The organism is Lysinibacillus sp. GW821-FHT14F06 (assembly GCF_058803665.1).
On record NZ_JBXAPF010000003.1, the window covers coordinates 1 to 23,891 of the forward strand.

23 protein-coding genes are annotated in these 23,891 nt (G+C 36.2%); 3 read left to right on the plus strand and 20 right to left on the minus strand.

The window, feature by feature from the left end:
- The 8 genes from AC1RNS_RS03715 to AC1RNS_RS03750 all read right to left on the minus strand — a co-directional run.
- A partial coding sequence (locus AC1RNS_RS03715) for a ParB/RepB/Spo0J family partition protein (protein ID WP_492990863.1) occupies positions 1-908 on the minus strand: 908 nt, incomplete at its 3' end.
- 29 nt (positions 909-937) lie between these two features.
- The gene (locus AC1RNS_RS03720; protein ID WP_492990865.1) at positions 938-1,702 is read right to left on the minus strand and encodes a ParA family protein; all 765 of its coding nucleotides are present in this window, start codon (positions 1,700-1,702) and stop codon (positions 938-940) included.
- Positions 1,674-2,603: a rolling circle replication-associated protein gene (locus tag AC1RNS_RS03725; protein WP_492990867.1), complete on the minus strand. Its 930-nt coding sequence runs from the start codon at positions 2,601-2,603 to the stop codon at positions 1,674-1,676. Before AC1RNS_RS03725 ends, AC1RNS_RS03720 begins: the two co-directional genes overlap by 29 nt.
- Positions 2,604-2,836: 233 nt before the next feature.
- Positions 2,837-2,992: a DUF6906 family protein gene (locus AC1RNS_RS03730; RefSeq protein WP_492990869.1), complete on the minus strand. Its 156-nt coding sequence runs from the start codon at positions 2,990-2,992 to the stop codon at positions 2,837-2,839.
- 143 nt (positions 2,993-3,135) lie between these two features.
- Positions 3,136-3,486: a hypothetical protein gene (locus AC1RNS_RS03735; RefSeq protein WP_492990871.1), complete on the minus strand. Its 351-nt coding sequence runs from the start codon at positions 3,484-3,486 to the stop codon at positions 3,136-3,138.
- A gap of 38 nt (positions 3,487-3,524) precedes the next feature.
- The gene (locus AC1RNS_RS03740) at positions 3,525-3,821 is read right to left on the minus strand and encodes a hypothetical protein (protein WP_492990873.1); all 297 of its coding nucleotides are present in this window, start codon (positions 3,819-3,821) and stop codon (positions 3,525-3,527) included.
- Between the two features lie 283 nt (positions 3,822-4,104).
- Positions 4,105-4,296, minus strand: coding sequence for a hypothetical protein (locus tag AC1RNS_RS03745; RefSeq protein ID WP_492990875.1), 192 nt, complete (start codon positions 4,294-4,296; stop codon positions 4,105-4,107).
- Between the two features lie 120 nt (positions 4,297-4,416).
- On the minus strand, positions 4,417-4,569 hold the full coding sequence (locus AC1RNS_RS03750; protein ID WP_492990877.1) for a hypothetical protein: 153 nt from the start codon (positions 4,567-4,569) through the stop codon (positions 4,417-4,419).
- A gap of 143 nt (positions 4,570-4,712) precedes the next feature.
- Here AC1RNS_RS03750 and AC1RNS_RS03755 point away from each other — a divergent pair, with 143 nt between their 5' ends.
- Both AC1RNS_RS03755 and AC1RNS_RS03760 read left to right on the plus strand, forming a co-directional pair.
- Complete coding sequence (locus AC1RNS_RS03755; protein ID WP_492990879.1) at positions 4,713-5,087, plus strand: helix-turn-helix domain-containing protein; 375 nt, start codon at positions 4,713-4,715, stop codon at positions 5,085-5,087.
- Positions 5,088-5,572: 485 nt separating this feature from the next.
- Entirely contained in the window at positions 5,573-7,513 is a 1,941-nt protein-coding gene (locus tag AC1RNS_RS03760; RefSeq protein ID WP_492990881.1) for a recombinase family protein, read from the plus strand.
- A gap of 1,187 nt (positions 7,514-8,700) precedes the next feature.
- Here the strand turns inward: AC1RNS_RS03760 and AC1RNS_RS03765 are convergent.
- From AC1RNS_RS03765 to AC1RNS_RS03820, 12 genes are all read right to left on the minus strand, one after another.
- Entirely contained in the window at positions 8,701-9,468 is a 768-nt protein-coding gene (locus tag AC1RNS_RS03765; protein WP_492990882.1) for a CsxC family protein, read from the minus strand.
- Positions 9,469-9,629: 161 nt separating this feature from the next.
- Complete coding sequence (locus tag AC1RNS_RS03770; protein WP_492990884.1) at positions 9,630-11,021, minus strand: BC_2427 family protein; 1,392 nt, start codon at positions 11,019-11,021, stop codon at positions 9,630-9,632.
- A gap of 457 nt (positions 11,022-11,478) precedes the next feature.
- A complete protein-coding gene (locus AC1RNS_RS03775) occupies positions 11,479-12,285 on the minus strand; it encodes a CsxC family protein (RefSeq protein WP_492990885.1) in 807 nt (268 codons plus the stop codon).
- A gap of 360 nt (positions 12,286-12,645) precedes the next feature.
- Positions 12,646-13,383: a 16S rRNA (uracil(1498)-N(3))-methyltransferase gene (locus AC1RNS_RS03780; protein ID WP_492990886.1), complete on the minus strand. Its 738-nt coding sequence runs from the start codon at positions 13,381-13,383 to the stop codon at positions 12,646-12,648.
- Between the two features lie 81 nt (positions 13,384-13,464).
- Positions 13,465-14,406: a 50S ribosomal protein L11 methyltransferase gene (gene prmA / locus AC1RNS_RS03785; protein ID WP_492990888.1), complete on the minus strand. Its 942-nt coding sequence runs from the start codon at positions 14,404-14,406 to the stop codon at positions 13,465-13,467.
- A 21-nt stretch (positions 14,407-14,427) separates the two neighbouring features.
- Positions 14,428-15,549 carry a molecular chaperone DnaJ gene (gene dnaJ / locus AC1RNS_RS03790; protein WP_492990889.1) on the minus strand — a complete coding sequence of 374 codons (1,122 nt, stop codon included), beginning with the start codon at positions 15,547-15,549 and terminating at the stop codon, positions 14,428-14,430.
- A gap of 201 nt (positions 15,550-15,750) precedes the next feature.
- Complete coding sequence (gene dnaK, locus AC1RNS_RS03795) at positions 15,751-17,592, minus strand: molecular chaperone DnaK (RefSeq protein ID WP_492990891.1); 1,842 nt, start codon at positions 17,590-17,592, stop codon at positions 15,751-15,753.
- Between the two features lie 75 nt (positions 17,593-17,667).
- Entirely contained in the window at positions 17,668-18,255 is a 588-nt protein-coding gene (gene grpE / locus AC1RNS_RS03800; protein WP_492990892.1) for a nucleotide exchange factor GrpE, read from the minus strand.
- Positions 18,256-18,272: 17 nt separating this feature from the next.
- On the minus strand, positions 18,273-19,301 hold the full coding sequence (gene hrcA, locus AC1RNS_RS03805; protein ID WP_492990894.1) for a heat-inducible transcriptional repressor HrcA: 1,029 nt from the start codon (positions 19,299-19,301) through the stop codon (positions 18,273-18,275).
- A gap of 89 nt (positions 19,302-19,390) precedes the next feature.
- Positions 19,391-20,536, minus strand: coding sequence for a radical SAM family heme chaperone HemW (gene hemW, locus AC1RNS_RS03810; protein ID WP_492990895.1), 1,146 nt, complete (start codon positions 20,534-20,536; stop codon positions 19,391-19,393).
- Between the two features lie 180 nt (positions 20,537-20,716).
- Positions 20,717-21,868, minus strand: coding sequence for a chromate efflux transporter (gene chrA / locus AC1RNS_RS03815; RefSeq protein WP_492990896.1), 1,152 nt, complete (start codon positions 21,866-21,868; stop codon positions 20,717-20,719).
- A 112-nt stretch (positions 21,869-21,980) separates the two neighbouring features.
- Complete coding sequence (locus AC1RNS_RS03820) at positions 21,981-22,823, minus strand: DUF4179 domain-containing protein (RefSeq protein ID WP_492990898.1); 843 nt, start codon at positions 22,821-22,823, stop codon at positions 21,981-21,983.
- 203 nt (positions 22,824-23,026) lie between these two features.
- Here AC1RNS_RS03820 and AC1RNS_RS03825 point away from each other — a divergent pair, with 203 nt between their 5' ends.
- Positions 23,027-23,743, plus strand: a complete 717-nt coding sequence (locus AC1RNS_RS03825; RefSeq protein ID WP_492991179.1) for a polysaccharide deacetylase family protein — start codon at positions 23,027-23,029, stop codon at positions 23,741-23,743.
- Positions 23,744-23,891 lie beyond the last annotated feature (148 nt).

Below are 23,891 nucleotides of genomic sequence, written 5' to 3' on the forward strand. Positions count from 1 at the left end.
TAAGTGACCTTCACTTCAACAAACCTACCAGTATGCAAAATTTTATCTGGATCATATTCATTAATTTTTAATTTATCGCCTACTCGAAAGCTCCTATTATCAAAACCACACATAAATGTTTTTAAGCCTTTTACTATGTCATCGAACTGGTCAATATAGCTGTCCAACTCATGCGTCATGGGCTTTTCTTTTTGCTCTGACTCTGTAACTTCCTGCCGCTTTTCTTTTGCAACGGATGGTGATAGTGGCTTTCCCTCTTTGTATTCTTGAGCCGCTTCTTGTTGCTGCTCCTCTGGAAGCCTTGATAATTCATAAGCAGTCGTGAAATTAATATTTTCTTTGCTAAATTCCTCTTTTAGATCAGGTGTTAGTTTTTTGTTGATGCTGTCCATACGCCCCACCTGTGCAGGAGATACTTTCATGAGGTCTGCAACTATGTCACGCTTACGTCCAGTGAATTGAATACCGCTTTTCTTTAGATCAGTTAATAACTCTTGGAGTCGTGCTGCTTGATAAGTCTTTTCAGCATCGGTTAATTCCCTAGCTGTAGAATTGGCTAATATGAGTTGTAACTCAGCTTGAATATCGTCCATTGATTTCATGATCTTGCATGGTATTCGACTAAACTGCTCGTTACCTTCTGCATATAGCTCTTTCATAGCTTTTAATCTTCGATGACCACTTATTACTTCAAAGCCGTTCTCTTGCTCCCGAACCAATAAATTTTGTTGAAGCCCCATTAATTCAATACTGGCTTTTAGCTCTGCTACATCATGGACAGTGTATTTATTCATTTCAGATGGATTTAGCTTCTCGATTGGAATGTGTTCTATTTTGAAGGCAAGTCCTTCTTTTGCCACCGCTTCTTTGGATTTATCATTCATCAACTGAGTAAGATTGAATTTCATGTGTTCGTTCCTCCTTTTTGTGTCCGAAACTAGCACATTCCTAAATACTCTTTGACCAATTTTTCATAGTCTTGTCCAGCAGTTGATTTTTTGTAGTCCAAGAGTGGTTTTCCAACGAATGTTGTTTCATCTACCTTTACCGTTTTCCTAATGACAGTGTGGAAAAGTGGATAACTTGTGGATGAAGCCAAATATTCGCTCCCTTGCACATTTACACCATTTTTTTGATACATCGTGATAAAGCAGCCTTTGAATACAATGTTTTCGTTAAATTCTTCGACATTCTCTATCTGGTCTAATAATTGTTGCATTCCATCAAATGCAAACTTATCAACCTTGATTGGTACTAATACGTCATCTGTAGCAACAAGCGCATTAAGGACAGTCATATTAATGTCTGGAGCATTGTCGATAATGCAGTAATCGTATTCGTTATTTAATTGCGAAAGGGCTTTACGTAATCGCGTCTGTTGTGGGCGTGATACATCTATCAATATTTCTTTATTAGCATGTAGCAGATTCATATTTGCTGGAATGATGTCTAAACCCTCATATTTAGTCGGCTTAATAATGCTATTGATGTCGCAATTTCTATCAGTCAACAAATCTGCTAAAGTATTATCCTCGTAATTATGCAAATCGAAAAATTTAGAGGTATTCCCCTGCTTATCGTTATCAATCAACAGCACCTTTTTTCCATGCACCTTTACTAATGTGTAGGCAATATTGATAGCAGAAATTGTCTTTGCTACCCCGCCTTTTAAATTAATTATGCTGATCGTCTTCATCTTCATATGTTGTTTTTCTCCTTTTGCGATTTATTGGTGTGTCAATCCGCTTCATTTGCACATATAAATATGCACCACTTACATAGTCAGAAAATGACACATCCATTTGCTTAAACTGATAATTTTTATACATTTTTTCAAAGATTTCTTGCGCACTAATTTCTTCTGTCGCAATTTTGGCAGCACGTCTACGTGTTAATTTTGTATCTGAAACCGTCACTTTAGTATGCTTATCTAAATTGCGTGATGGTGTATATCCTTTTCTTGTCTTTTCTCCTTTTTCTTTAACTAGGTACTCTCCTAGCTTTTTAAAACCTAAATCATCATCTACTAAACGTTCTGATCTAGCTCGCCCACTATTCCACAGTTCTTCGGCTACTTCTCTATCTGGAAAGTTTGTGACCATATGATGATGCGCTCGGACTTTTTCGCCATTTCGTGTATGCTCTGTTGTGTATAAATATTTCAACTCAAAATCTACATACTTCTCCTGTTTCTTTAGCCAATATTTCATACGCTTTATTAGATTTGACATATCTTTTTTGGCTTGCTCATAGTCTTTAGGTACATACTTGTCCGAATACGTGTATGTCATGTATAAATCGTGGAATGAACGGAAATTTGTATTCAGTAATCTCACTACATGTTTTTGCCTGTTCTTTTCATTTAACTTTTCTTGTGCCTTACTACTGTTTTTATCAGTCTTTACACGTTTCTTTTGAGGTATCTCCCAATATGGATACGCCTCCACCTCTAAAACTGATCCACACCAAATACTTTTCACACGGTATCCAGCAATAGCTCTATCCAGTAAGCTATCCTCATGCATTTTAGTTAATTCTGACTCACAAAATGCTTCTTCATATGCTGCTAAAACATGTTTCACCTTATGCTGTTTATTCTTCATGGCTACTCTCTCCCGATGTGTTAATAATCTAGTATCCTTGTTAATTTTCGAGTTTCGTCGTAAATCTAATATCCATTACAAGGACGCTAATTGACTATTTGCCATGAAAGCTGTTATTCTAGCTATAAGGTGTTTGGCATTAGTCAAACGAGCCGTGCTTACTGGTCAGAGTTCGTACGGCTTTTTTTATTGTTAAAATCAAAGCCTTTGCGATTATTCACAAAGGCTTTTTATTATGGTGCTTTGATGGTGCGTGGTTTTCCTGTTTTACGATGGATAAGCAACCAACTATTAGGTAACTTCTTACTAATCAGCCAGTTATCAGGGTTTAACCTTAAACTAGCAATATGAATTTTTTGCTTTCTTGTTAAACTAAGACCTTGTTTCACTGGATGACACCCCCTTCCCCTATTAATGGACATACTTTGCTAGACACCTAATCCGCTTCTTGTTATAATCGGATTAGTAAATTTTCTTAGGCTTTTGCCTTGCTGTTTAATCGGTGGTGCGATTAAGCAGTTTTTTTATGCCCTTAACTCGGATTAGCACCAATCTTCACTACCTCTCCGAATTTGCCTTGTTTTTTTAATTGGTTGGCAGTATCAAATAATTTATTGCGACGCTGCTCTTTTATTTGACCCTCTAGGCGTTTGATGTAATCTATCCTATCTAGTAAAACCTCTGCACACTCTTGTGCTGAATCATAATCCTCGTTGTAAAAATGTAGATTCATAGCTGTTATTAAGTCTTGTCCACAGGCTCTTTCCTTTCTGATCTCTAAGCTCAATGTCATTGTGTCTCCAATAACGGTATTACTTTTGAAATCTACGAATACTACGTTTTTTAAAACTTGTGTGTAGGCTTGCTGTAGTTGTTCTATCATTCTTGTTCCACCTTTTTTCTGAATATTTTTTAAAACGATTATTCATCTTCTTTGCGAATCAAATGCGATTGCACTCTTGATTTAGGCAAATGTAATAAAGTTACTAATCCAAAATCATGTAATGCACTTTCTCCTTTTATCGCATCTTCCGGAATCCACACTTCTAATTTGATACGGTGATACCCTTTGCTCTTACCTGTCTTGCTTGGTGCATGTACCGAAAAGTTACCTGATACTGGAGCTAATACTAATAAGCTATCAGGATTATTTTCTTTAATTTGACCAGCTACTTTTTGAACAGTTTCTTGTGTCACGTCAAAAATTACACTTCTCAATCAAATGCCTCCTATACTCATAATTAACGTTGCTACCGTCGTATTAGCTATAAATTTGGATATATACCTTCGTTGGCTAGGTATCACAGCGCTTCGTTTTTTTATGTATGTGAAATTTCTAAGATGTTCTTTATGTAAGGATTTCACATCAAGCAGCTTGTAAATTTCCTACTTAGAGGGCTAGGCTAACCAACCTTTACTTTTACAAACTGCTTGACGTGAGCGAGCTTTTTTTCGTACTCGCAAACGCCTGATTTGTGCTTGTACAAATTTGTTCATGTTACTAGCATTTAGCATCTTCATTAGATGCAGTTCTAGAAGGTACAGGAGAAACCATGCATCCGATATTTAAAGGCTTCATATTGCGAATGGCTTCGTTTAATTGTTCCTCATTGTAAATCCCATGCTTAGCTAGAGCCTGTTTAAGTTTTTCCACTTGTACATCACTTGATCTTTGCTTTGTTGTAGTTCTCATTTTTCTTGCCTCATTCCCAAAATGATTTGACGTTGCTACCGTCGTATTAGCTATAAATTTGGATATATACCTTCGTTGGCTAGGTATCACAGCGCATTTGTTTTTTATTGCAAACAGTTATTAAGAAATAACCTTGACATTGTTCTCCTTACTATTTTTCAATTGTTGAGTTAAGTAAAATGCGTTTGTTGCACCAACGATATACATTTGTTGTTCTTCGTTCAGTGTTCTTAACTTCTCTAACATTTTTACAATTTCTTGCTCTTTACCCATTTTAATCACTCCGTTTCGTTCTCTTGAGAACAATATACCATCTTTATATCGTTCTTTCAAGAACAAAAATATCTTTTTCCACATATTTCGTTCTTGCGGGAACAATTCTTTTCTTGTACCATATAGAAGAGGTGATATTATTTATGATTGGAGAAAGAATACAAATAATTAGGAAAAGTAGTAACCTTTCTCAAGAGGCATTCGCTAAACGGTTATCTGTTACTAGAAATGTAGTAGCTAAATACGAGAATGGCCTGGTTGAACCTCCTGAGCTATTCCTTAACCACTTGTGTATGAAATTTGGGGTTAGTGAGGATTGGTTACAAACTGGAGAAGGCGATATGTACAAGGCAATCACAGAGGATGATTTTTTCTCAGAAAAATTGGGGGAAATTCTCTCTTCAGAAAATGACATAATAAAGGAGATTATCACCAAAGCTGTGGAACTTGATGAGGATTATTTGAAAATGCTTCATCAACTAATTGACAGTATGCTTGAGAAACAAGCAAAAAAGTAGCTCTATTTATCAGAGCTACTTTTTTTTATTGCTGCTTTGACCAGATAAAACAGCCTTCGTATTACTTTTTCATCATTTAAATCTTCAATCATTTTTATTAAACTTTTTTTCACTCTGACCACCTCTTTAATCATTATGTAAAGAACTTGTGTTCTTATTTAATTATAGATATTTCCCTAAATACAATCCAATAATGACAACATTCGACATTTTTGTATTAATAATATTTTATATTCAAATACTTAATAATCCCAATTTTTTTGTGCGACTACCTTCGACATATGAAGAAATATTTCCCTCGTTATACATTTTCTCCGTTACAATCCCCTTATATCTTGTCGTATTATGTAGAAATTTGACAAAATGAAATTAATTCCATTTTACTATTTAAAGTTGAAAAATAGTCTATTTCGAGATTAATATACTCATATAAAGAACAAGTTAGATTCATTGTTCTTTTTTACTGCAAAGAAAGGAGATTTGAAATGGTATCAAAAGAAATAAAAGCTCGCAATGTCACACGAGTAGCTATTTATGTACGAGTTAGTACAATGCACCAAATTGACAAAGATTCTTTGCCATTCCAACGTCAAGAACTTGAAAATTACGCCAAGTATATGCTTGGCACTGATAGCTATGTAATTTTCGAAGATGCTGGTTATTCAGCTAAAAATACTGACCGTCCAAAATACCAAGAAATGATGCAGGGAATCAGAAATGGTGAATTTACACATTTACTAGTGTGGAAGATTGATCGCATTTCTCGAAACCTAAAGGATTTCACTGAAATGTATGAAGAATTAAAAAAATATAGGATTACATTCGTTTCTAAAAACGAACAATTTGACACCTCAACAGCAATGGGCGAAGCAATGTTAAAAATTATCCTGGTATTCGCGGAATTAGAACGCAAAATAACAGCAGAACGTGTATTTTCTATTATGTTGTCTCGTGCAGAAAAAGGATTATGGAATGGTGCAACGGTACCTACTGGGTATGTATGGTCCGATGAAGAAAAGTTCCCTATTGTTGAACCAGAGGAAGCAAAGATTGTGCGATACATTTATAATTTGTACGAATCCTTACGATCCACTTTGAAAGTGGCATATTGTTTACACGAAGAAAATATCGCAACAAAACGAAATGGAACATGGACAGCAAAAACAGTGCGAGACATTTTGAGAAATCCTTTTTATATCGGCACATACCGCTACAATATGCGCGAAAGTGATGGCAGTAGACGATTTAAAAATAAAGAAGAGTGGATTGTAGTTGAAAATAATCATCCTGGCATTATTGAAAAGGATCAATTCGATCGAGTCAATAGGTTACTAACGGATAACTACAGGGGCTTAACTGATGTCCAGCGTGCAGATATTCATAAACATATTTTTTCTAAAATGCTGTACTGCGGTAAATGTAATGCACTACTTACCTCTGGCTTAGATGTGGCTCGAAAAGACGGCTATCGTCCTTCTCGTTATACATGCGTTACATCTGGTGGCGCAAAGCGATGTAGCAATTACGTTAGTGATATTATCATTGGACCCTTTATCTTTAATTACGTATCGAATTTAATTAGGTTACAAGAACGCATAACACCTAAACACTCCTTACGTGACATGGAAAGAGCTTTACTTCGTGGCAATGCTTTTATTGATGTTGTCGGCGTTGATAACGAATCCTTAAAAGAAACATATTTTGCTCTAACCAACAGCATGTCAGACCAAGAATATTCCATCGTTTCAAAAGATGATAGTAACATATTAGATTTTGATACTGAACGGTTACAAAAGGAAAAAGCCAAGTATGAAAGAGCACTCACTAAATTAGATGATTTGTATTATTTTGGTGAAAATGAAGATAGTATAAGCCAAAAGGATTATATTTTTAAAAAGCGTGATTTTCAAAAACGCTTGGAGGAAATAGATGAGGAAATCAATAAATTGAAACAAAAAGATGAGGAAAAGACCAGTGATGTATTTGTTGATAATGCTCAGCACTTTTTAATTACTAAGGAAATGCAACAAGCTCGACAAGTTGATTATCGCGAATTGTCCGAAACAATAGGACGAGAAGCACTATCTGATTTCATGCATACGATAATTGATAAAATTGTTGTTTTAGATAAGCGTGTACAATCAATTACATTTAAGAACGGCATCACGCATGTATTTGCTTATAAAACTTTATTACAAAGTAAATCCGCTGCACCTACTCGGATGCAATACAAAAATTATGAAAGTACAGTATTAGATTACCTGAAAGAAAACGGACCCGCTTCTCGTGCCGATTTACAAAAAGCTACTAACATTTCTCGCGATGGCATCTTTACATTATTAGCAGAATTAATTGAGCGTGATCTTATTGTAAAAACAGGACAATCAGTATCAACACGCTATCATCTCAATGAAAAAATCACTTAAAACCGCCATTTTAAGTGATTTTGCCAAGCAGTTGAAACCTTGATACCACTGCATTCCTACGCAATCATATCTCTATATACTTCCCCACAACCTAGAGTATGGAAACTCACGATTTTTGATCGCTCGTTACTCATAATATATATCATCCTTTCAACATCTCAATTACACTTTGCTTCTTAACTATTAATTATTTTTTGATGTACTTATTTTTAGATACGTGACTTATGATAACATAAATAAATATAATGAGCCTAGCTTTTTGGCTAGGGTGAAGCATCAGGCTTTATATTTTTTATACATTACGAAGTAACCAAGTTTCCTTACTACACAAACCCCAAAATTTAGAGAGTAAATCCTATTCTTCTACAAGTAGCGATATAGATTAAACTTCTGCGCTGATTTTTCTAAAGTACATTGGTAATAGCAAGACCTAGATACACTTCATCACATCACATAAATAACGAACTAAACACTTTAATTTATATTTTTCGTCTACATACAGACTTGAAATTTTCATAACAGATTAAAAAATCCCAAACTATTTAGGCCTTATTCTTTGTATTCATTATATTTTATCAAAAAATCGTCTAATAATTTTGCTATCAGAATTATTTCTTTAACTTAGCTTTAATCAAGTTGAGTCATTCGAAAAATTTTTTAATGTACCATTTGACATGTTTGGTCTAAAAGGTGAACAGCTAAAAATAACTGCTACGCTATTTTTTGCGCTCGTATTAGTACTGATAGAGCCTTTATTGTTTTTATTAGACATACCGATATTGCCTGTCTGCAATCCACTAACAACAGATGAACCATCCAAACCCACTTTCATAATATCAGTTTAACAACAAGCGTTTTCTCTCAAAGTTTGAACAAATCAAAAAAAAGGCGTGCAAATGAGGAAGTATTAGTGGATGAAGTATTTGAAAAAAATTATAAGGAGTAAAAAATCATATAAAGTTCAGCTCTTTCACAAGAGGGGCATATGCTAGGCCATCATTAACTCTCTACTATTACACGATCCCAACAAACATTATTAACTGCTTCACATAAGCCTGTGAGGAATAGTGGGTCTTTCAAGGACACTTTTTAGTCTCATAAAAAAATAGTAGTACAAACCTGGCCTTGATTTGCACTACTAATGTTAGAATATATTTAACTGATGTGTTCCTCTAAAACTAAATTTATTAAGGACTAGTAGGAGGAGTAAGACCTAAAAGAACAGGAGTTATTACACTACTGCCAGCGCCAAGGCGGACTTGTTGAACTTGTAGTACTTTTACAGTAAGTTCTAGTACAATTTTTTCTCGCAAAGTGCTGAACGTTCCTTCAGGTGATGCCATATTTGGTGAAAAATCAAGTTCAAAGAAGTTCGCTGCTACTAACTCGCCAAATGGTTGCTCATTGTATTTAACGAGATTTTGGAAGAAAGCCTTATCTAATCGAGCGTCCATTTGCGTAGCTTCATTCAGGAAGTTCGCTTCAGCAAACTCGGAAATGCCTAAGATCGGAGTAGGGCCTCCAGCTGTTTGTGGGAAAGTAAGGTCTGTGAAACCAGAAAATGCAACATCAGCAATTCTATCTCGAAGTGCCCCACTACATGCTGATGAAGCATATTCGATATTTTTACGAATATGTCCTGCTACAAATAATTTAGCTCTTGTTACTCTAAAAAAGTCTGTGTTGCCTATACGTGCAAAGCTAACTGGTACTAGTTTCACTTGATTTAGGAATACATTTTTCTTCACTCTTTTGATTTCAGTTGCAGCAGGATTAAGCGTAATATCCGACTCCACAACGATTTGAAGTGTTGGTTCAGCAAGTACAACTGGAACTTTAATAGTTGGAGCTGTAAGCGGTGTAGCGACTAATGGAGTAGCCTCATTATTTAATGGTATTTGTTCAGTTGATGTTACTGGACAAGGTAGCATTTGATTTTCTAATTGATCGCTCAAAAAATTCCCTCTTTTCATTTTTGTAGTATTAGAGAGCGCTCTCTATATTGCTAGAATATGTAGCAATTAAATCTATGTATGGACGTATATACTAGTAATTTGCTGATTAGAAAAAAGGGGTTTTGAGCTAAGAGATAAGGTTTCAATTATCCTCCAGGCCTTTATTTGTCATAACTAACTCGAATTTTCTGTACTTGTAACATATGGATGATTAACTCTAATACTATATTTTGGCACAATTGATTTGAATGAATAAATGACTTATTTTGTACAGGTACTTCATTCCCAGTATAAGAATTTGTATATTCCAGATTTTGATGAATATAGCCTTCTATAAATAAATTTCCCTTTAATGCTGTACATGTTCCATTGCCTAATGTTTTGGAAAAATGTTTAGGTACAAATTTACAATTGGTTAGCACTGCCTTACTTGAGATATCTTTAATCCCCACAATTCCTTTTTCAAATTCAACATATTCTTCAAGACATATTTCGATTTTATATTCCCCTACTACAACCGGAACCCTAATATGCATAAAATCTTTGGTACTATAAGAATGATTATTTATTTCTCCTTTTTTAATTGATTGTGACTTATGTAAGGGAACTACAGCTGATTTCGGCGGATTTTTTTTCTGATTATTTTTAGCATAAGTATCAGTTCTCATTAAAAATATAATTTTATTAATTTTTGAGCGAGCCAATCGACAATCTGGCTGTTCAGGATAATCCGTTATAGAATTAAATAGCTTGGTTTCAAATTGGGGAATTAATTTATTGTTTAAATCAAGAAATTCAAATTTATTTTGAACATTTTCACCACAGATAGGAGCATGGAGAAAATCATTAATTTCTACATATGTAGAAAAAGGGATATTTTGGGCTATAGAACATACTTCTCCATGTACAGGTTCAGGACAATCATTAACACAATTTGTAGAAAGGTTTTCCGTCAATTCCTCTGTATTAATTTTGTTCTCAATATCGTATTCAGAACGACAATTAGAGTCTACTTGTAGTTCTTCTAAAGAATTAATTTCATCTGCCCCTCCGGTATAAGGAAGAGGATCGACTTCTTCTTCCCCAATATTTATTTCTGGAGGAATTAGTTCATGATTGGAATCTATAATAGCCGCTAAATCTAGGTTCTTCTCTGGATTCATTTCATCTACCACTTTGGTATCAGAAAAATGATCAAGTTCTTCCTCAACATTAGTTTCTGAAGGAATTAATAGTTCTCGACTAGAATCTAAAATGGCTGCTAAATCAAGTTCATCCTCTGGATTCACTTCACTTACCTCTTCAGAATCAGCAAGTAGTTTAGTTTCTTCTTCAACATTAGTTTTTGAAAGATTTAGTAGTTCACGATTAGAATCTATATGGACTGCTAAATCAAGTTCCTCCACATACCTAATTTCATCTTTTTTTTCTACATCAAGTAAATTATTTTCACTAGAATGAGATGGTGTAGTTTGATAGGTCCAATTTGTGTATTTATTTTGCTTGGAGGATACTTCCTTCATCCCTCTAAAGTTTATCCACGGAGTTTTCATTAGTTCACTCCTAAAAAATGTTTTGACAAATAAAGTGCAACGGTTGTTAAATCCGATGTTTTTTTGTTAGGGGTTTATGAGTTCTTTTGTGAAGACATATTCAAAGCTCGTTTTTTCTGGAAAAACTAGTTATATAACCCGTATTCTTTTACTGCACTTATTATTACAATATGCTTTATTTTTACTTTTGTCACTGAGCACAATCCAAATCTTAGCAGGATTGAGATACTAATCCGTTGAAAGACGATGGCTTAGTAAAGAACTATCTGTTTTCCTGACAATTTTATGAAGACGAGTTTCCGAATGTAAAATCAACCTTAATTTTAAAAGTTAGAAGCAAAAAGGCAGCTGAACATTCGACAGAATCGAACCATCAGCTGCCAATTCAAATATTGGATTTTTATCAGTGCCCTCGAATGATCTTTTTTAACTATTTTGCTCCCCTAAAAATAAGAAATTAACAATGGTCAGTGGGTGGAATAATAGGAGGATCGATAGTAGGACTAGCTGGAGGTGTAAGCCCTGAAAGAACAGGAGTTATTACACTACTGCCAGTGCCAAGGCGGACTTGTTGAACTTGTAGTACTTTTACAGTAAGATCTAGTACGATTTTTTCACGTAGTGTACAGAAAGTACCTTCAGGTGATGCCATATTTGGTGAAAAATCAAGTTCAAAGAAGTTCGCTGCTACTAACTCGCCAAATGGTTGCTCATTGTATTTAACGAGATTTTGGAAGAAAGCCTTATCTAATCGAGCGTCTATTTGCGTAGCTTCATTTAGGAAGTTCGCTTCAGCAAACTCTGAAATGCCTAAGATCGGAGTAGGACCTCCAGCTGTTTGTGGGAAAGTAAGGTCTGTGAAACCAGAAAATGCAACATCGGCAATTCTATCTCGAAGTGCCCCACTACATGCTGATGAAGCATATTCGATATTTTTACGAATATGTCCTGCTACAAATAATTTAGCTCTTGTTACTCTAAAAAAGTCTGTGTTGCCTATACGTGCAAAGCTAACTGGTACTAGTTTCACTTGATTTAGGAATACATTTTTCTTCACTCTTTTGATTTCAGTTGCAGCAGGATTAAGCGTAATATCCGACTCCACAACGATTTGAAGTGTTGGTTCGGCAAGTACAACTGGAACTTTAATAGTTGGAGCTGCAACTGGTGTAGCAACTACAGGAGTAACAGCATTTGTTAATGGGATTTGCTCAGTTGATCTTACAGGGCAAGGTAGAATCTGATTATCTAATTGATCACTCAAAATAATTCCCTCTTTTCATTTAATAGTATTAGAGAGCTCTCCTATCGTTAGAATATGTATCAATAGCATCTATGTATAGACGTTGTACTTGTTCATTTCCATATTTTAATGAACTAGTAGTTAAATTTCCCCTAGATTCTTTGAATTTCATAACTGAATCGGGTTTGTTGTAATAATTCTTACACCATGTTTTGTACAATATTACTGATTGAATTTGCTGTATAACTGTATTTGATACTATAGAAGTGGAAAACCCACTTAAAATAGTCATTTTTAGTGGGTTTTCCTGAGCCTCGTCCTTACAGTATTCACTTATAGCTTGTGTATGTGCAGCACTATTAACAAGGCTAGACACTTCTTTTACTCAAATTCATAAGATATGGCAGAAAGTGCATAAAGTGGCGCTGTTTCTGCCCGTAAAATTCGGGGTCCTAAAGACATAGTTTGAGCTCCAGCTTGCAACAGAGCATCCGCTTCTTTTCTAGCAATGCCTCCTTCTGGACCAAAGATAATAAGAATTGATTTCGACTTTTTATCATAAGCGTTTTTTAACTTCTCCGCAAACCTCGTACGTTTTTCGGCCTTGGCATCTTCTTCATCTGCGATAAACACTGCGTCAAAATCGTCTACCTGATTTACTAGCTGTTTAAAAGAAATAGGTTCATAAATTTCTGGAATATGTGTACGATGAGATTGTTCAGCCGCCTCTTTTGCAATTTTTTGCAGACGCTCTTGTTTTTTTACACCCTTCTTTTTATCCCATTTCACAATAGAACGCTCTGCTTCAAAAGGTAATAGAGCAAACATGCCAAGCTCTGTAGCTTTTTGTGTAATAAGCTCTAATTTATCACCTTTTGGCAATCCACAGGCCACTGTGACTTGAACAGGCAGCTCTGGAGAAGGAATAGTCTCCCCTGTAGGTTGTATAACTACCTCATCTCCTTCAAAGGCTGCAATTGTACAAATGTGGGCATTCTCTTGAGCCACAACTACAATTTTGTCTCCTTCTTTCATTCGCATTACTCGTTCAATATGGTGTGCGTCTTCTCCACTTATTCGTGCTTTTTCAATAGACGCCTCAATAAAATAACGCTGCATGATTCACATTCCTTTCCATAGAGAAGAGAAAACGCCAAATTACAAGCACTCGGCTCATAATTAGGCGCTTTCTCAGTCCATTTATTGTGGACGACGGGCGATGATTGCGACCCAGTCTTCCATCAGTAATACTTCTTCAATGACAAAGCCTGAAGCTTCTAGTGCTGCTTTGACATCATCACGCTTTGCACCAATAATGCCTGAAGTAACATATAATCCACCTGGTTTGACAATTGAAAATGCATCTTCAGTAAAGGACATAATAATTTCTGCTAAGATGTTGGCCACAACGACGTCAGCTGGTTCTTTTACTGTTTCCAATAGGTTTCCGTGAAATACAGATACTGTATTCTCTACTTTGTTTAACACAACATTTTCTTGTGCAGAGCGTACTGCTACTTCATCTAAATCAAGAGCATGAACACTTTTAGCTCCAAGCAATGCTGCACCAATGGAAAGAACACCAGAACCCGTACCAATATCGATAACTGTGTCTCCCTCTTTTACAACCCTTTCAAGCCCTTGCAGGCACATTACAGTTGTTGGGTGTGTTCCAGTACCAAATGCCATACCAGGATCTAATTCGATAATTAATTCATCTGTTGATACTGGTGTATAATTTTCCCAGGTAGGTACAATTGTAAAGCGTTCAGAAATTTTCACAGGATGATAATATTGCTTCCAAGCTGTTGCCCAATCTTCCTCGTTTACTTCTACAATCGAGACAACATTCTCGCCTATATCGATGTTAAAATTCGTTAGGTTTGTGATAGCCGCTTTAATTTCTTCGACTGTTTCATTTAAAAAACTAGACTCTGATAAATAGGCTTTGACAATAACACCGTCTTTAGGAAAATCCGCTTCATTTAGTGCATAAATTTCACCAAATTGATCTTCTCGAGGCTTAGCAAATTCAGCAGAATCTTCAATAACAACACCACTTGCCCCAGCCTCATGCAAAATATTCGAAATTGCCTCTACCGCTTCATTCTTGGTATGAATGGATAACTCTGACCACTTCACGTAGCTCTTCAGCTCCTCTAATTATTCGCCTTGGAATTTTTTCTTGATTTTATCAAATAGTGAGCTTCCTTGTTCCTCAGGAATATCACCACTAATTTCAGCAAATTCGCGTAGTAGCTGTTTTTGTCTTTCTGTTAATTTTTCTGGTGTAACCACTTTTACAGTGACATATTGATTACCAGTACCATAGCCATGTACATTTTTTACACCTTTGTCTTTAAGACGGAATTGAGCACCTGATTGTGTCCCTGATGGGATTCGTAATTTTACTTTTCCATGAACAGTTGGTACTTCAATTTCATCACCAAGAGATGCTTGAGGGAACGTTAGCTTAAGTTCATAATAAATATCGTCGCCATCACGTTCAAACTCATTATGCCCCTGCACACGGAACATTATATATAAATCTCCTGCTGGTCCTCCATTTATACCTGGCTCACCCTGACCAGATACACGAATTTGTTGGCCATCGTCAACCCCTGCCGGAATTGTTACTTTAATTTTCTTACGTTTTTGAACTTTTCCTTCACCACGACATGTTGAACATTTTTCTTTAATGATTTTACCTGTACCATGACATGTTGAACAAGTACGACGATTCATCATACGGCCAAATGGAGTATCCACTGCTTGATTTACTTGACCAGCACCATTACATGTTGAACATGTTTCTGGATTAGTACCTGCTTTTGCACCTGAACCATGGCAAGTATCGCAGGTTTCATCATTTGGAATTTCGATTTCTGTTTCTTTCCCGAAAATCGCTTCCTCAAATTTAATATTCATACGATATTGTAAATCATCACCCTTGCGTGGTGCATTCGGGTCCTGACGGCGACCACCGCCACCAAAGAACGAACTGAAAATATCCTCGAAGCCGCCAAAGCCGCCTCCTCCTCCAAAGCCACCACCAAAGCCTGCATTTGGATCCTCATGACCAAATTGATCGTAGCGAGCTTTCTTCTGATCATCACTCAGCACTTCATAAGCTTCAGCGATTTCTTTGAATTTTTCATCAGCACCTGGTTCTTTATTTAAATCAGGGTGATATTGTTTTGATAATTTACGATATGCTTTTTTAATATCATCTTTTGAAGCAGATTTGGTTAAACCAAGCACCTCGTAGTAATCGCGTTTTTCCATCATTCACACTCCGCTCTTTTTGCATAAAATCAATTGTACCATGCAGTTTAATAAACTGCCTCTATTTTTGTTGTAAATTATTTATTAATAAAATAAACATATTTTTCTCAGTTATCATATAGAGCTTGACGTACCGCTTTTAATAAAGAGAAAAGCCAAAGCCGCAAGCGGTCTTTGGCTTCTTCACTGAGCTACTAGCTATTATTTATCGTCTTTCACTTCTTCAAAGTCAGCGTCTACGATACCGTCATCTTTTTTACCAGTGCCAGCATCTGCACCTGCTTCGCCACCTTGAGCTGCTTGAGCAGCTGCTGCAGCTTGTTCATATACTTTCATTACTAATGGCTGTAAAACGCCTTCTAGTTTTTCTTTAGCAGATTTAATGCCTTCTAATTCGCCTGCTTCAAGCGTTTTTTTCAGTTCATCACGAGCATCTTCAACAGATTTTTTCTCGTCTTCTGTAATTTGCTCACCTAAGTCAGCAATTGTTTTGTCTACTTGGAACACTAGTTGATCTGCCTCGTTACGAAGATCTGCTTCTTCTTTACGTTTAGTATCTGCCTCAGCATTTGCTTCAGCATCTTTTACCATGCGTTCAATATCTTCCTCAGATAGACCAGAATCAGATTGGATTACAATTGTTTGTTCTTTGTTTGTACCAAGATCTTTCGCTTTAACAGATACGATACCGTTTTTATCAATATCGAATGTTACTTCGATTTGTGGAATACCACGTGGTGCTGGTGGAATATCTGCTAATTGGAAGCGACCTAATGTTTTATTGTCTGCTGCCATTGAACGTTCACCTTGTAGTACGTGAATATCTACTGCTGGTTGATTGTCAGCTGCTGTAGAGAATACTTGTGATTTAGATGTTGGAATTGTTGTGTTACGGTCAATTAATTTTGTGAACACGCCACCCATTGTTTCAATACCAAGTGATAGTGGTGTTACGTCAAGTAGAACAACGTCTTTCACATCACCAGTTAATACGCCACCTTGTACAGCAGCACCCATCGCAACAACTTCGTCAGGGTTTACTCCACGGTGAGGCTCTTTACCAGTTTCTTTACGTACTGCTTCTTGTACTGCTGGAATACGAGTAGAACCACCAACTAAAATAACTTGGTCAATTTCAGTTGTTGAAAGACCTGCATCAGATAATGCTTGACGTACTGGACCAACTGTACGATTTACTAATGGTAATGTAATTTCGTCAAATTTTGCACGTGTTAAAGAAATTTCTAAGTGTAATGGACCTGCTTCGCCTGCTGTAATGAATGGTAAAGAAATTTGTGTTGAAGTTACACCAGATAAATCTTTTTTCGCTTTTTCTGCTGCATCTTTTAAGCGTTGCATCGCCATTTTATCTTTTGATAAGTCAATGCCATTTTCTTTTTTGAATTCAGCTACTAGATAATCGATAATCACATCATCGAAATCGTCCCCACCTAGTTTGTTATCACCAGCTGTTGCTAATACTTCGAATACACCATCACCTAATTCAAGAATAGAAACGTCAAATGTACCACCACCAAGGTCAAATACTAAAACTTTTTGATCTTGGTCTTGCTTGTCTAAACCATACGCAAGTGCAGCAGCAGTTGGCTCGTTGATAATACGCTCTACTTCAAGACCTGCGATTTTACCAGCATCTTTTGTTGCTTGACGTTGCGCATCATTAAAGTAAGCAGGAACTGTAATAACTGCTTTTGTTACTTTTTCCCCTAAGTAGTCTTCTGCATAGCCTTTTAAGTATTGAAGAATCATTGCAGATACTTCTTGTGGCGTGTAGTCTTTATCTTCCACTGTTACTTTTTCAGCTGTACCCATTTTTGATTTAATAGAAATAATTGTGTTCGGGTTTGTTACTGATTGACGTTTTGCTACTTCACCAACTTGACGTTCACCGTTTTTAAATGCAACAACAGATGGTGTTGTACGATTGCCTTCTGGATTTGGAATTACTTTTGGTTCTCCACCTTCAAGTACAGAAACACAAGAGTTTGTTGTTCCTAAGTCAATACCGATAATTTTGCTCATTAAAATTTCCTCCTATTATTTCAACGCAAGGGATGCGTTTTCTAACTGATTTTAATTGACTAAATAGTGCTATGACTATTCGTTCACAGATACCATTGTTGGGCGTAATACACGATCCTTTAGGATATACCCTTTTTGCAGCTCGCGTAATACAACACCAGTGTCTTTTTCACTATCTTGTTCCTGCATCACAGCTTGGTGAATATTTGGATCAAATGGCTCACCTTCAGCCTTAATTACTTGCAGACCTTCCTTCTCTGTTGCTTCAATCAGAGAACGATAGACCATCTCAATGCCTTTTACAATAGAAGCAGCTTCTTCAGATGTTGCTTCAACTTGTAAGGCACGTTCAAAATTATCTAATACTGGCAGCAAATCTGATAATAAGCTTTGAGCACGATATTTTTCAGCCGACTCACGATCTAGTTGATGGCGACGGCGCATATTATCAAAGTCAGCGCGTAGGCGTAGATGACGATTTTCCTCGTCGTCTAGCTTTGCTTGTAACTCTACTAGCTTTGCTTCGTACTGCTCTTCGATTGTCAATTCTACTTCTTGTTGTACTACTACATCTTCTTCTGTCGATAAATTTTCAGCTTGTACATTTTTCTCATCCTGTACTTCTTCTTGTACAAGATCCTTGTTATCAGTTGTTTCAGTCACTTGAATCCTCCTCATTATCAATCACTACGATTCTTCGTAAAGGCCTGTGTTAAATCCAAGCGCAATACGTCTAGTAAAGCAACAACACGTTTGTAATCCATCCGTGTTGGACCAATAATCGCAATAGCCCCTTGTTGATCTTCACCAATTGAATAAGTGGTCGTAATGACACTACAGTTTTCCATTTCTAGTTGTTTATTTTCTGAGCCTATACGAATTTGAATGCCCGATTCATTGGGATGGAAAAGCGATTGCACTTGGCTGTTCTTTTCCATTAAGTCCAAAATCATCCGGACTTTATTTAAATCGTGGAATTCGGGCTGATTGAACATATTCGTTTTTCCACCATAGAAAATTTTACTTTCCGAATTATGCATCGTGGCTGTAACAAGTGAGTGGATAAAGTCATCCGCAGATCTCACATGCTGCTGTAAAACCGCTAATACTTCAGCCTCAAGCTTTGTATGAAGGTCTTCTAATGACACACCGATTAAGCGTTCATTCAAAATATTAACCATCTTCTCTAATTCAGAAGCGGTAAAACCAGGAGGTAAACTAAACATACGATTTTCCACATGCCCGTTATTCGTTACGATAATCGCTACTGCTGTATCACTAGAGAGCGGCACAATTGAGAATCGTTTAACACGATGTCTCTGTACATCAGGTCCTAAAAGAATCGATGTATAAGATGTCAGCTCTGATAAAATATTGGCTGACTTTCGGATAATATGCTCTACTTCTACTAGGCGATCATTAAAAATTGATTGGATTTGCTGAATATCCCTAGAATTAATCCCCTGTGGACTCAACAAATGATCTACATAAAATCTATAACCCTTTTCCGAAGGCACTCGACCAGAGGAAGTATGTGTTTTTTCTAAAAAACCTAATTCCTCCAAATCCGCCATTTCATTTCGAATTGTGGCTGGACTAAATGTAATCTCTTGCTTTTTGGAGATTTGGCGAGAACCTACCGGCTGTGCAAACATAATAAAGTCGTCTACAATGACTTGCAATATCTGTAATTGCCGATTGGTTAGCATGATTATCACCTCTGTTAGCACTCAGCTAAGAGGAGTGCTAATACTATTATTAAGTTATCAAATCCCACATTTTATGTCAACGATATCGCTCAATCTTCTAGCAAAAATTGTTGAAATACTTCATTACCTACAAAACGACCTTTTCGTGTAAGACGAATTCCAATCGGATCGTGTTCCAAAAGACCTTCTGATACTAGATTTTCGATAACATGACGATATCGAGTAAACATCGTTTCATTAAATTTTTCTTCATATATATGGTGTAATACCCCCTCTGTTTTTCGCAGACCTAAAAACATTTGTTCTTCACGTTTTTCATTCTCTGTCACAATATGCTCATAGACAATTGGTAGCTCGCCTTTATTTACTGCCTCAATATATTTTTTTAATGGTCCATGATTGGAATAGCGGACACCAGCTACATATCCATGCGCACCAGCACCAAAGCCTGCATATTCATCATTTTCCCAATAAATTTTGTTATGGCTGGAACTGAAATCAGATTGCGCGAAGTTACTAATTTCGTATTGTTGCAGCCCATGAGCTTCCATCTGATTCATCAATACACCATACATATCCGCTTCAAGATCTTCAGTTGGTAAATGTAACTTCCCCTTTGTGTATTGATTATAAAAAATCGTTTTTGGCTCCACTATTAATGAGTATGCAGAAATATGTGGTAACTCCAAGGCGAAGGCCTTTCCTAAGGAATCCTCCCATTGCTCCATTGTTTGCCCAGGTAGACCATACATTAAATCAATGCTTATATTGTGGAAACCTACCTTTTTCGCCAAGGTAATTGTTTCATAAACATGATCGTTACTATGTGTACGTCCAATTTTCTTTAATAACGCCTGATCAAAGGATTGAACCCCCATACTTAAACGATTGACACCTCCAGCAAACAATGCCTGCAATTTCGCCTCTGACAGCTCGTCTGGATTAGCCTCTGATGTAAATTCTGTCACACTGTTCATAGGAATATACGCATGAATAAGCTCAAGAAGTTTTTCTAATTGCTTAGGAGATAACGCAGTCGGTGTTCCCCCACCGAGAAAGATGGTTTCGATTTGTTTAAAATGGTCAGGATATTTTTGTAGGGCAAGCGCCATCTCCTTGCCCAGCGTTTCTATATATTCATCAACAGGTTGATTTTTAAAATAAAATTTATTGAAATCACAGTAATTACAGATTTGATGACAAAAAGGAATATGAATGTAAACACCTCGTGCCATAGCTATCCCTTCTTTCTAATAAAGTCTTTTTCCATTTTTACATTATAAACAAACAAAGAATAGAACGCCATGAATCCATCTAAGAAAAGTATGTGTATTGAATGACCGTTCAAAGAGTCCTTTTATCACAAAAAAATCAAAACCACTAAGATTCATGGTTTTGATTTTGAAAGTGTATTCTTAATAACGTATGATTCCTATGCAAAGTCCAATGAGCACCAGTAAATAAGGTGGCATTTTCCATCGCATTAAGCACCATAAAAAAATGGCTGATATCACAATATCTAACCCATTTTCAATTGTCTCTGTAGCAATAGGATGAAAAAAAGCTGCCGCTAATATTCCCACAACCGCTGCATTTGCACCTGCTATTGCCCCTCTTAATCTAGGAAATTGATTAAGTGTTAGCCAAAATGGCATTGCCCCGACTATAAGTAAAAAAGCAGGAAGAAAAATAGCTATTGTTGCTATAATGGCCCCCGGTACTCCAGCAATCATCATACCTATGTAAGAGGCAAACGTAAATAATGGACCTGGGACAGCCTGGGTCATTCCGTAACCTGTTAAAAAATCAGAAGAACTCATCAGTCCACTTTGTACAAATTGAACTTCTAACAAGGGCAATACTACATGACCGCCCCCAAATACTAAGGCACCTGATAGATAAAACTTTTCGATCAACATAAACCATTCATGCTGCAGAAATGGACTAACAGCCGGTAAACCAATAAGGAGTATGAAAAACAATGTTAATAAAATGAATCCCACTTTTTTGGAAATAGGTACACCTGTTACATGATGATCCATTTCACCTGTTATTTTAATAAATCGAAAGCCTATAAGGGCAGCAAGACTTATAACCATTACCTGTGACAATGGATGTATCCATAAAAGGACTGCTCCAAGTGCAAACAAGGCTATTATTAAATGCCATTTGCTAGCAATCAACTTCCTGGACATATCCAAAATTGCCTGTGCAACAATCGCAACAGCCACTAACTTTAAGCCATGGACCCAGCCCATCTCTATCTGCGTCGAAAAATATGCGAATGCAATCAGCAGCAAAACTGACGGTAATGTAAAGCCAATAAAAGACGCTAAACTCCCAACTATTCCCCCTCTTACTAAGCCAATACCCATTCCTACTTGACTCGATGCTGGGCCAGGTAGAAATTGGCTAAGCGCTACAAGTTGACTGTAATCATTTGCTGATAACCACTTACGCTTTTCAACATACTCATTTTGAAAATAACCTAAATGTGCAATTGGTCCACCAAAGGAAGTACAGCCTAATTTAAAGGAAACTAAAAAGATCTCCCATAACCTTCGCAACAGCCTCACTACTTTCCATGTAATATATCATTATCTTACATGGTGGAATCGTACTTTTAGATTAAAGTATTGTAAAGATTAAAAAATGATCCAGCAGAGCTTTAAATATTTCTTATTTTTTTGTAATTTTAATTTTTGAACCAAGGTCATTTCCGCCTGTAGCTATTGGAATTAAATGATAATTTTTTTCTGTCAAATATAGGGAATCGAGTCGAACTCCCCATTTTGTATAGCCTTCATTTAATGGATACGCTGCGTCAATGCGCCATAATTCTCCTGATCTAGATTGAATATTAAATTGTATAGCATCATTCAGGGCTGTGTCAGAATGAAAATAAATTGTTGTTGATATTGGAGTAGAAACAACCTTGTCAATCGTTATTTGTTGGCCATCTATTAGCTTCACCTTTTTTTTCACTGAAAAAACGTTCCTATCTTCTTGTAATTGCTTCTGTGATGCTTCTACTTGAAAGTTCCATGGCTCGTCAATCGCCTTTTTCCCGTTCCAGTCATTATAGCGAATATCTAAATTTAATGTTTCATCTTTTGGTAATTCACTTAATTTGACGCTGCTGTAAATGGTATAGGTTTTATCCGATTGTGCAATGGACTGCCCTCCATTCCTTACGGTAAACTCTTTTCCATTAATCAAAACTTGTGGAAAGAAGAAAATTTGATATTCGAAATGTGTATCCTTTTCTGGTTTAAAGGTAGCGTTTAATAAAACCTGATTGTCATCCACTATTACTTCATTTAAGGTCAAGCTTCCAAGGCTGTTTTCAGTGGTTTTACCGACAACTGTTTTATAGGTTTCAAAATTTAAATCCTTATTCAATAAATAGTAAAGTACAATAACGCCAGTCACTAATATAAACAATAACACTACAACAAACCATATTTTACGCAATCGACTACCCTTTGACTGACCTTCAGCTAGAAGCATATCATTAGACATCATGTACACCTCATTTTTTAGAAAGTTATATACACAAATGCGTTTTATTTATTGTAGTTATTAGATGAACATTATATAACCTGCACGACTGAATGATTGTCACACCATGTCTCCTCATACAATGAGTATTGATCAGTAGCAATTTTTCAGAAATATATGTAAGACTTTTTTCGAAATAAAATAAATAGCAAGGGGGATTAACGCTGAAAAAGAAAATTGCTTATGTAGGAATTGTTATTATAATCATTGTTGTTTTGGCATTTAGTGCCTATAAGTTAATGAATGCTAGAGACTATCAACTTTTTGGCAAAATTACCTCTCATCTTGACACTACAGACAAGGTTGTAGCACTAACCTTTGATGACGGCCCAGCTAAAAATGTCAGCGCCATTTTAGCATTACTGGATGACTATGACGCTAAAGCAACCTTTTTTTTAATTGGAAAGGATATTGAAAAAAATTTAGAAGAGGGCAAAAAAATTGTGAATGCTGGTCATCAAATTGGCAATCATACCTATTCTCATAAGCGAATGGTCTTTAAAAGCTCTACCTTTTACAAAAATGAAATAGAAAAAACAGATGAGCTTATAAAAAGTATTGGCTATTCAGAAATCCCACCTGTTCGACCGCCATATGGGAAAAAGTTATTGGGATTTCCGATTTATTTAAGTAAAACAAATCGTGATACAATAACGTGGAATTCGGAGCCTGACTCCTTCTATTCAACGCCTGATGAAAAAATTAACTATGTGAAAGAGTATATACAACCTGGCTCGATTATTTTAATGCATCCCATGTATGACAATACAGACAATGAACTGCAAGCGATTGAAGGTATTTTGCAATCACTTTCTGAGGATGGTTACCGCTTTGTCACCATCAAAGAGCTTCAGGACAAATCAGAGAATCTGCACAAGTAATGCAGATTCTTTTTTCATGAATAGCAGATTACTATTTAAAGTGTGTCGCTCTATTTATCAATCTTTATGATAAATAGTCTAAAAGTATTACAATTTTCTAATTATTATTTCATTTCAAAACTATTATTAAAATAGTAATTTCAATAAC

Bases quoted from the DNA above. Each gene is read 5' to 3' on its own strand.
- hrcA (WP_492990894.1), bottom strand. From the start codon at position 19,301: ATGCTAACCAATCGGCAATTACAGATATTGCAAGTCATTGTAGACGAC.
- AC1RNS_RS03735 (WP_492990871.1), bottom strand. From the start codon at position 3,486: ATGATAGAACAACTACAGCAAGCCTACACACAAGTTTTAAAAAACGTA.
- hemW (WP_492990895.1), bottom strand. From the start codon at position 20,536: ATGGCACGAGGTGTTTACATTCATATTCCTTTTTGTCATCAAATCTGT.
- AC1RNS_RS03770 (WP_492990884.1), bottom strand. From the start codon at position 11,021: ATGAAAACTCCGTGGATAAACTTTAGAGGGATGAAGGAAGTATCCTCC.
- AC1RNS_RS03760 (WP_492990881.1), top strand. From the start codon at position 5,573: ATGGTATCAAAAGAAATAAAAGCTCGCAATGTCACACGAGTAGCTATT.
- AC1RNS_RS03750 (WP_492990877.1), bottom strand. From the start codon at position 4,569: ATGGGTAAAGAGCAAGAAATTGTAAAAATGTTAGAGAAGTTAAGAACA.
- AC1RNS_RS03725 (WP_492990867.1), bottom strand. From the start codon at position 2,603: ATGAAGAATAAACAGCATAAGGTGAAACATGTTTTAGCAGCATATGAA.
- dnaJ (WP_492990889.1), bottom strand. From the start codon at position 15,549: ATGGAAAAACGCGATTACTACGAGGTGCTTGGTTTAACCAAATCTGCT.
- dnaK (WP_492990891.1), bottom strand. From the start codon at position 17,592: ATGAGCAAAATTATCGGTATTGACTTAGGAACAACAAACTCTTGTGTT.
- AC1RNS_RS03780 (WP_492990886.1), bottom strand. From the start codon at position 13,383: ATGCAGCGTTATTTTATTGAGGCGTCTATTGAAAAAGCACGAATAAGT.
- AC1RNS_RS03820 (WP_492990898.1), bottom strand. From the start codon at position 22,823: ATGTCTAATGATATGCTTCTAGCTGAAGGTCAGTCAAAGGGTAGTCGA.
- AC1RNS_RS03755 (WP_492990879.1), top strand. From the start codon at position 4,713: ATGATTGGAGAAAGAATACAAATAATTAGGAAAAGTAGTAACCTTTCT.
- AC1RNS_RS03720 (WP_492990865.1), bottom strand. From the start codon at position 1,702: ATGAAGATGAAGACGATCAGCATAATTAATTTAAAAGGCGGGGTAGCA.
- AC1RNS_RS03745 (WP_492990875.1), bottom strand. From the start codon at position 4,296: ATGAGAACTACAACAAAGCAAAGATCAAGTGATGTACAAGTGGAAAAA.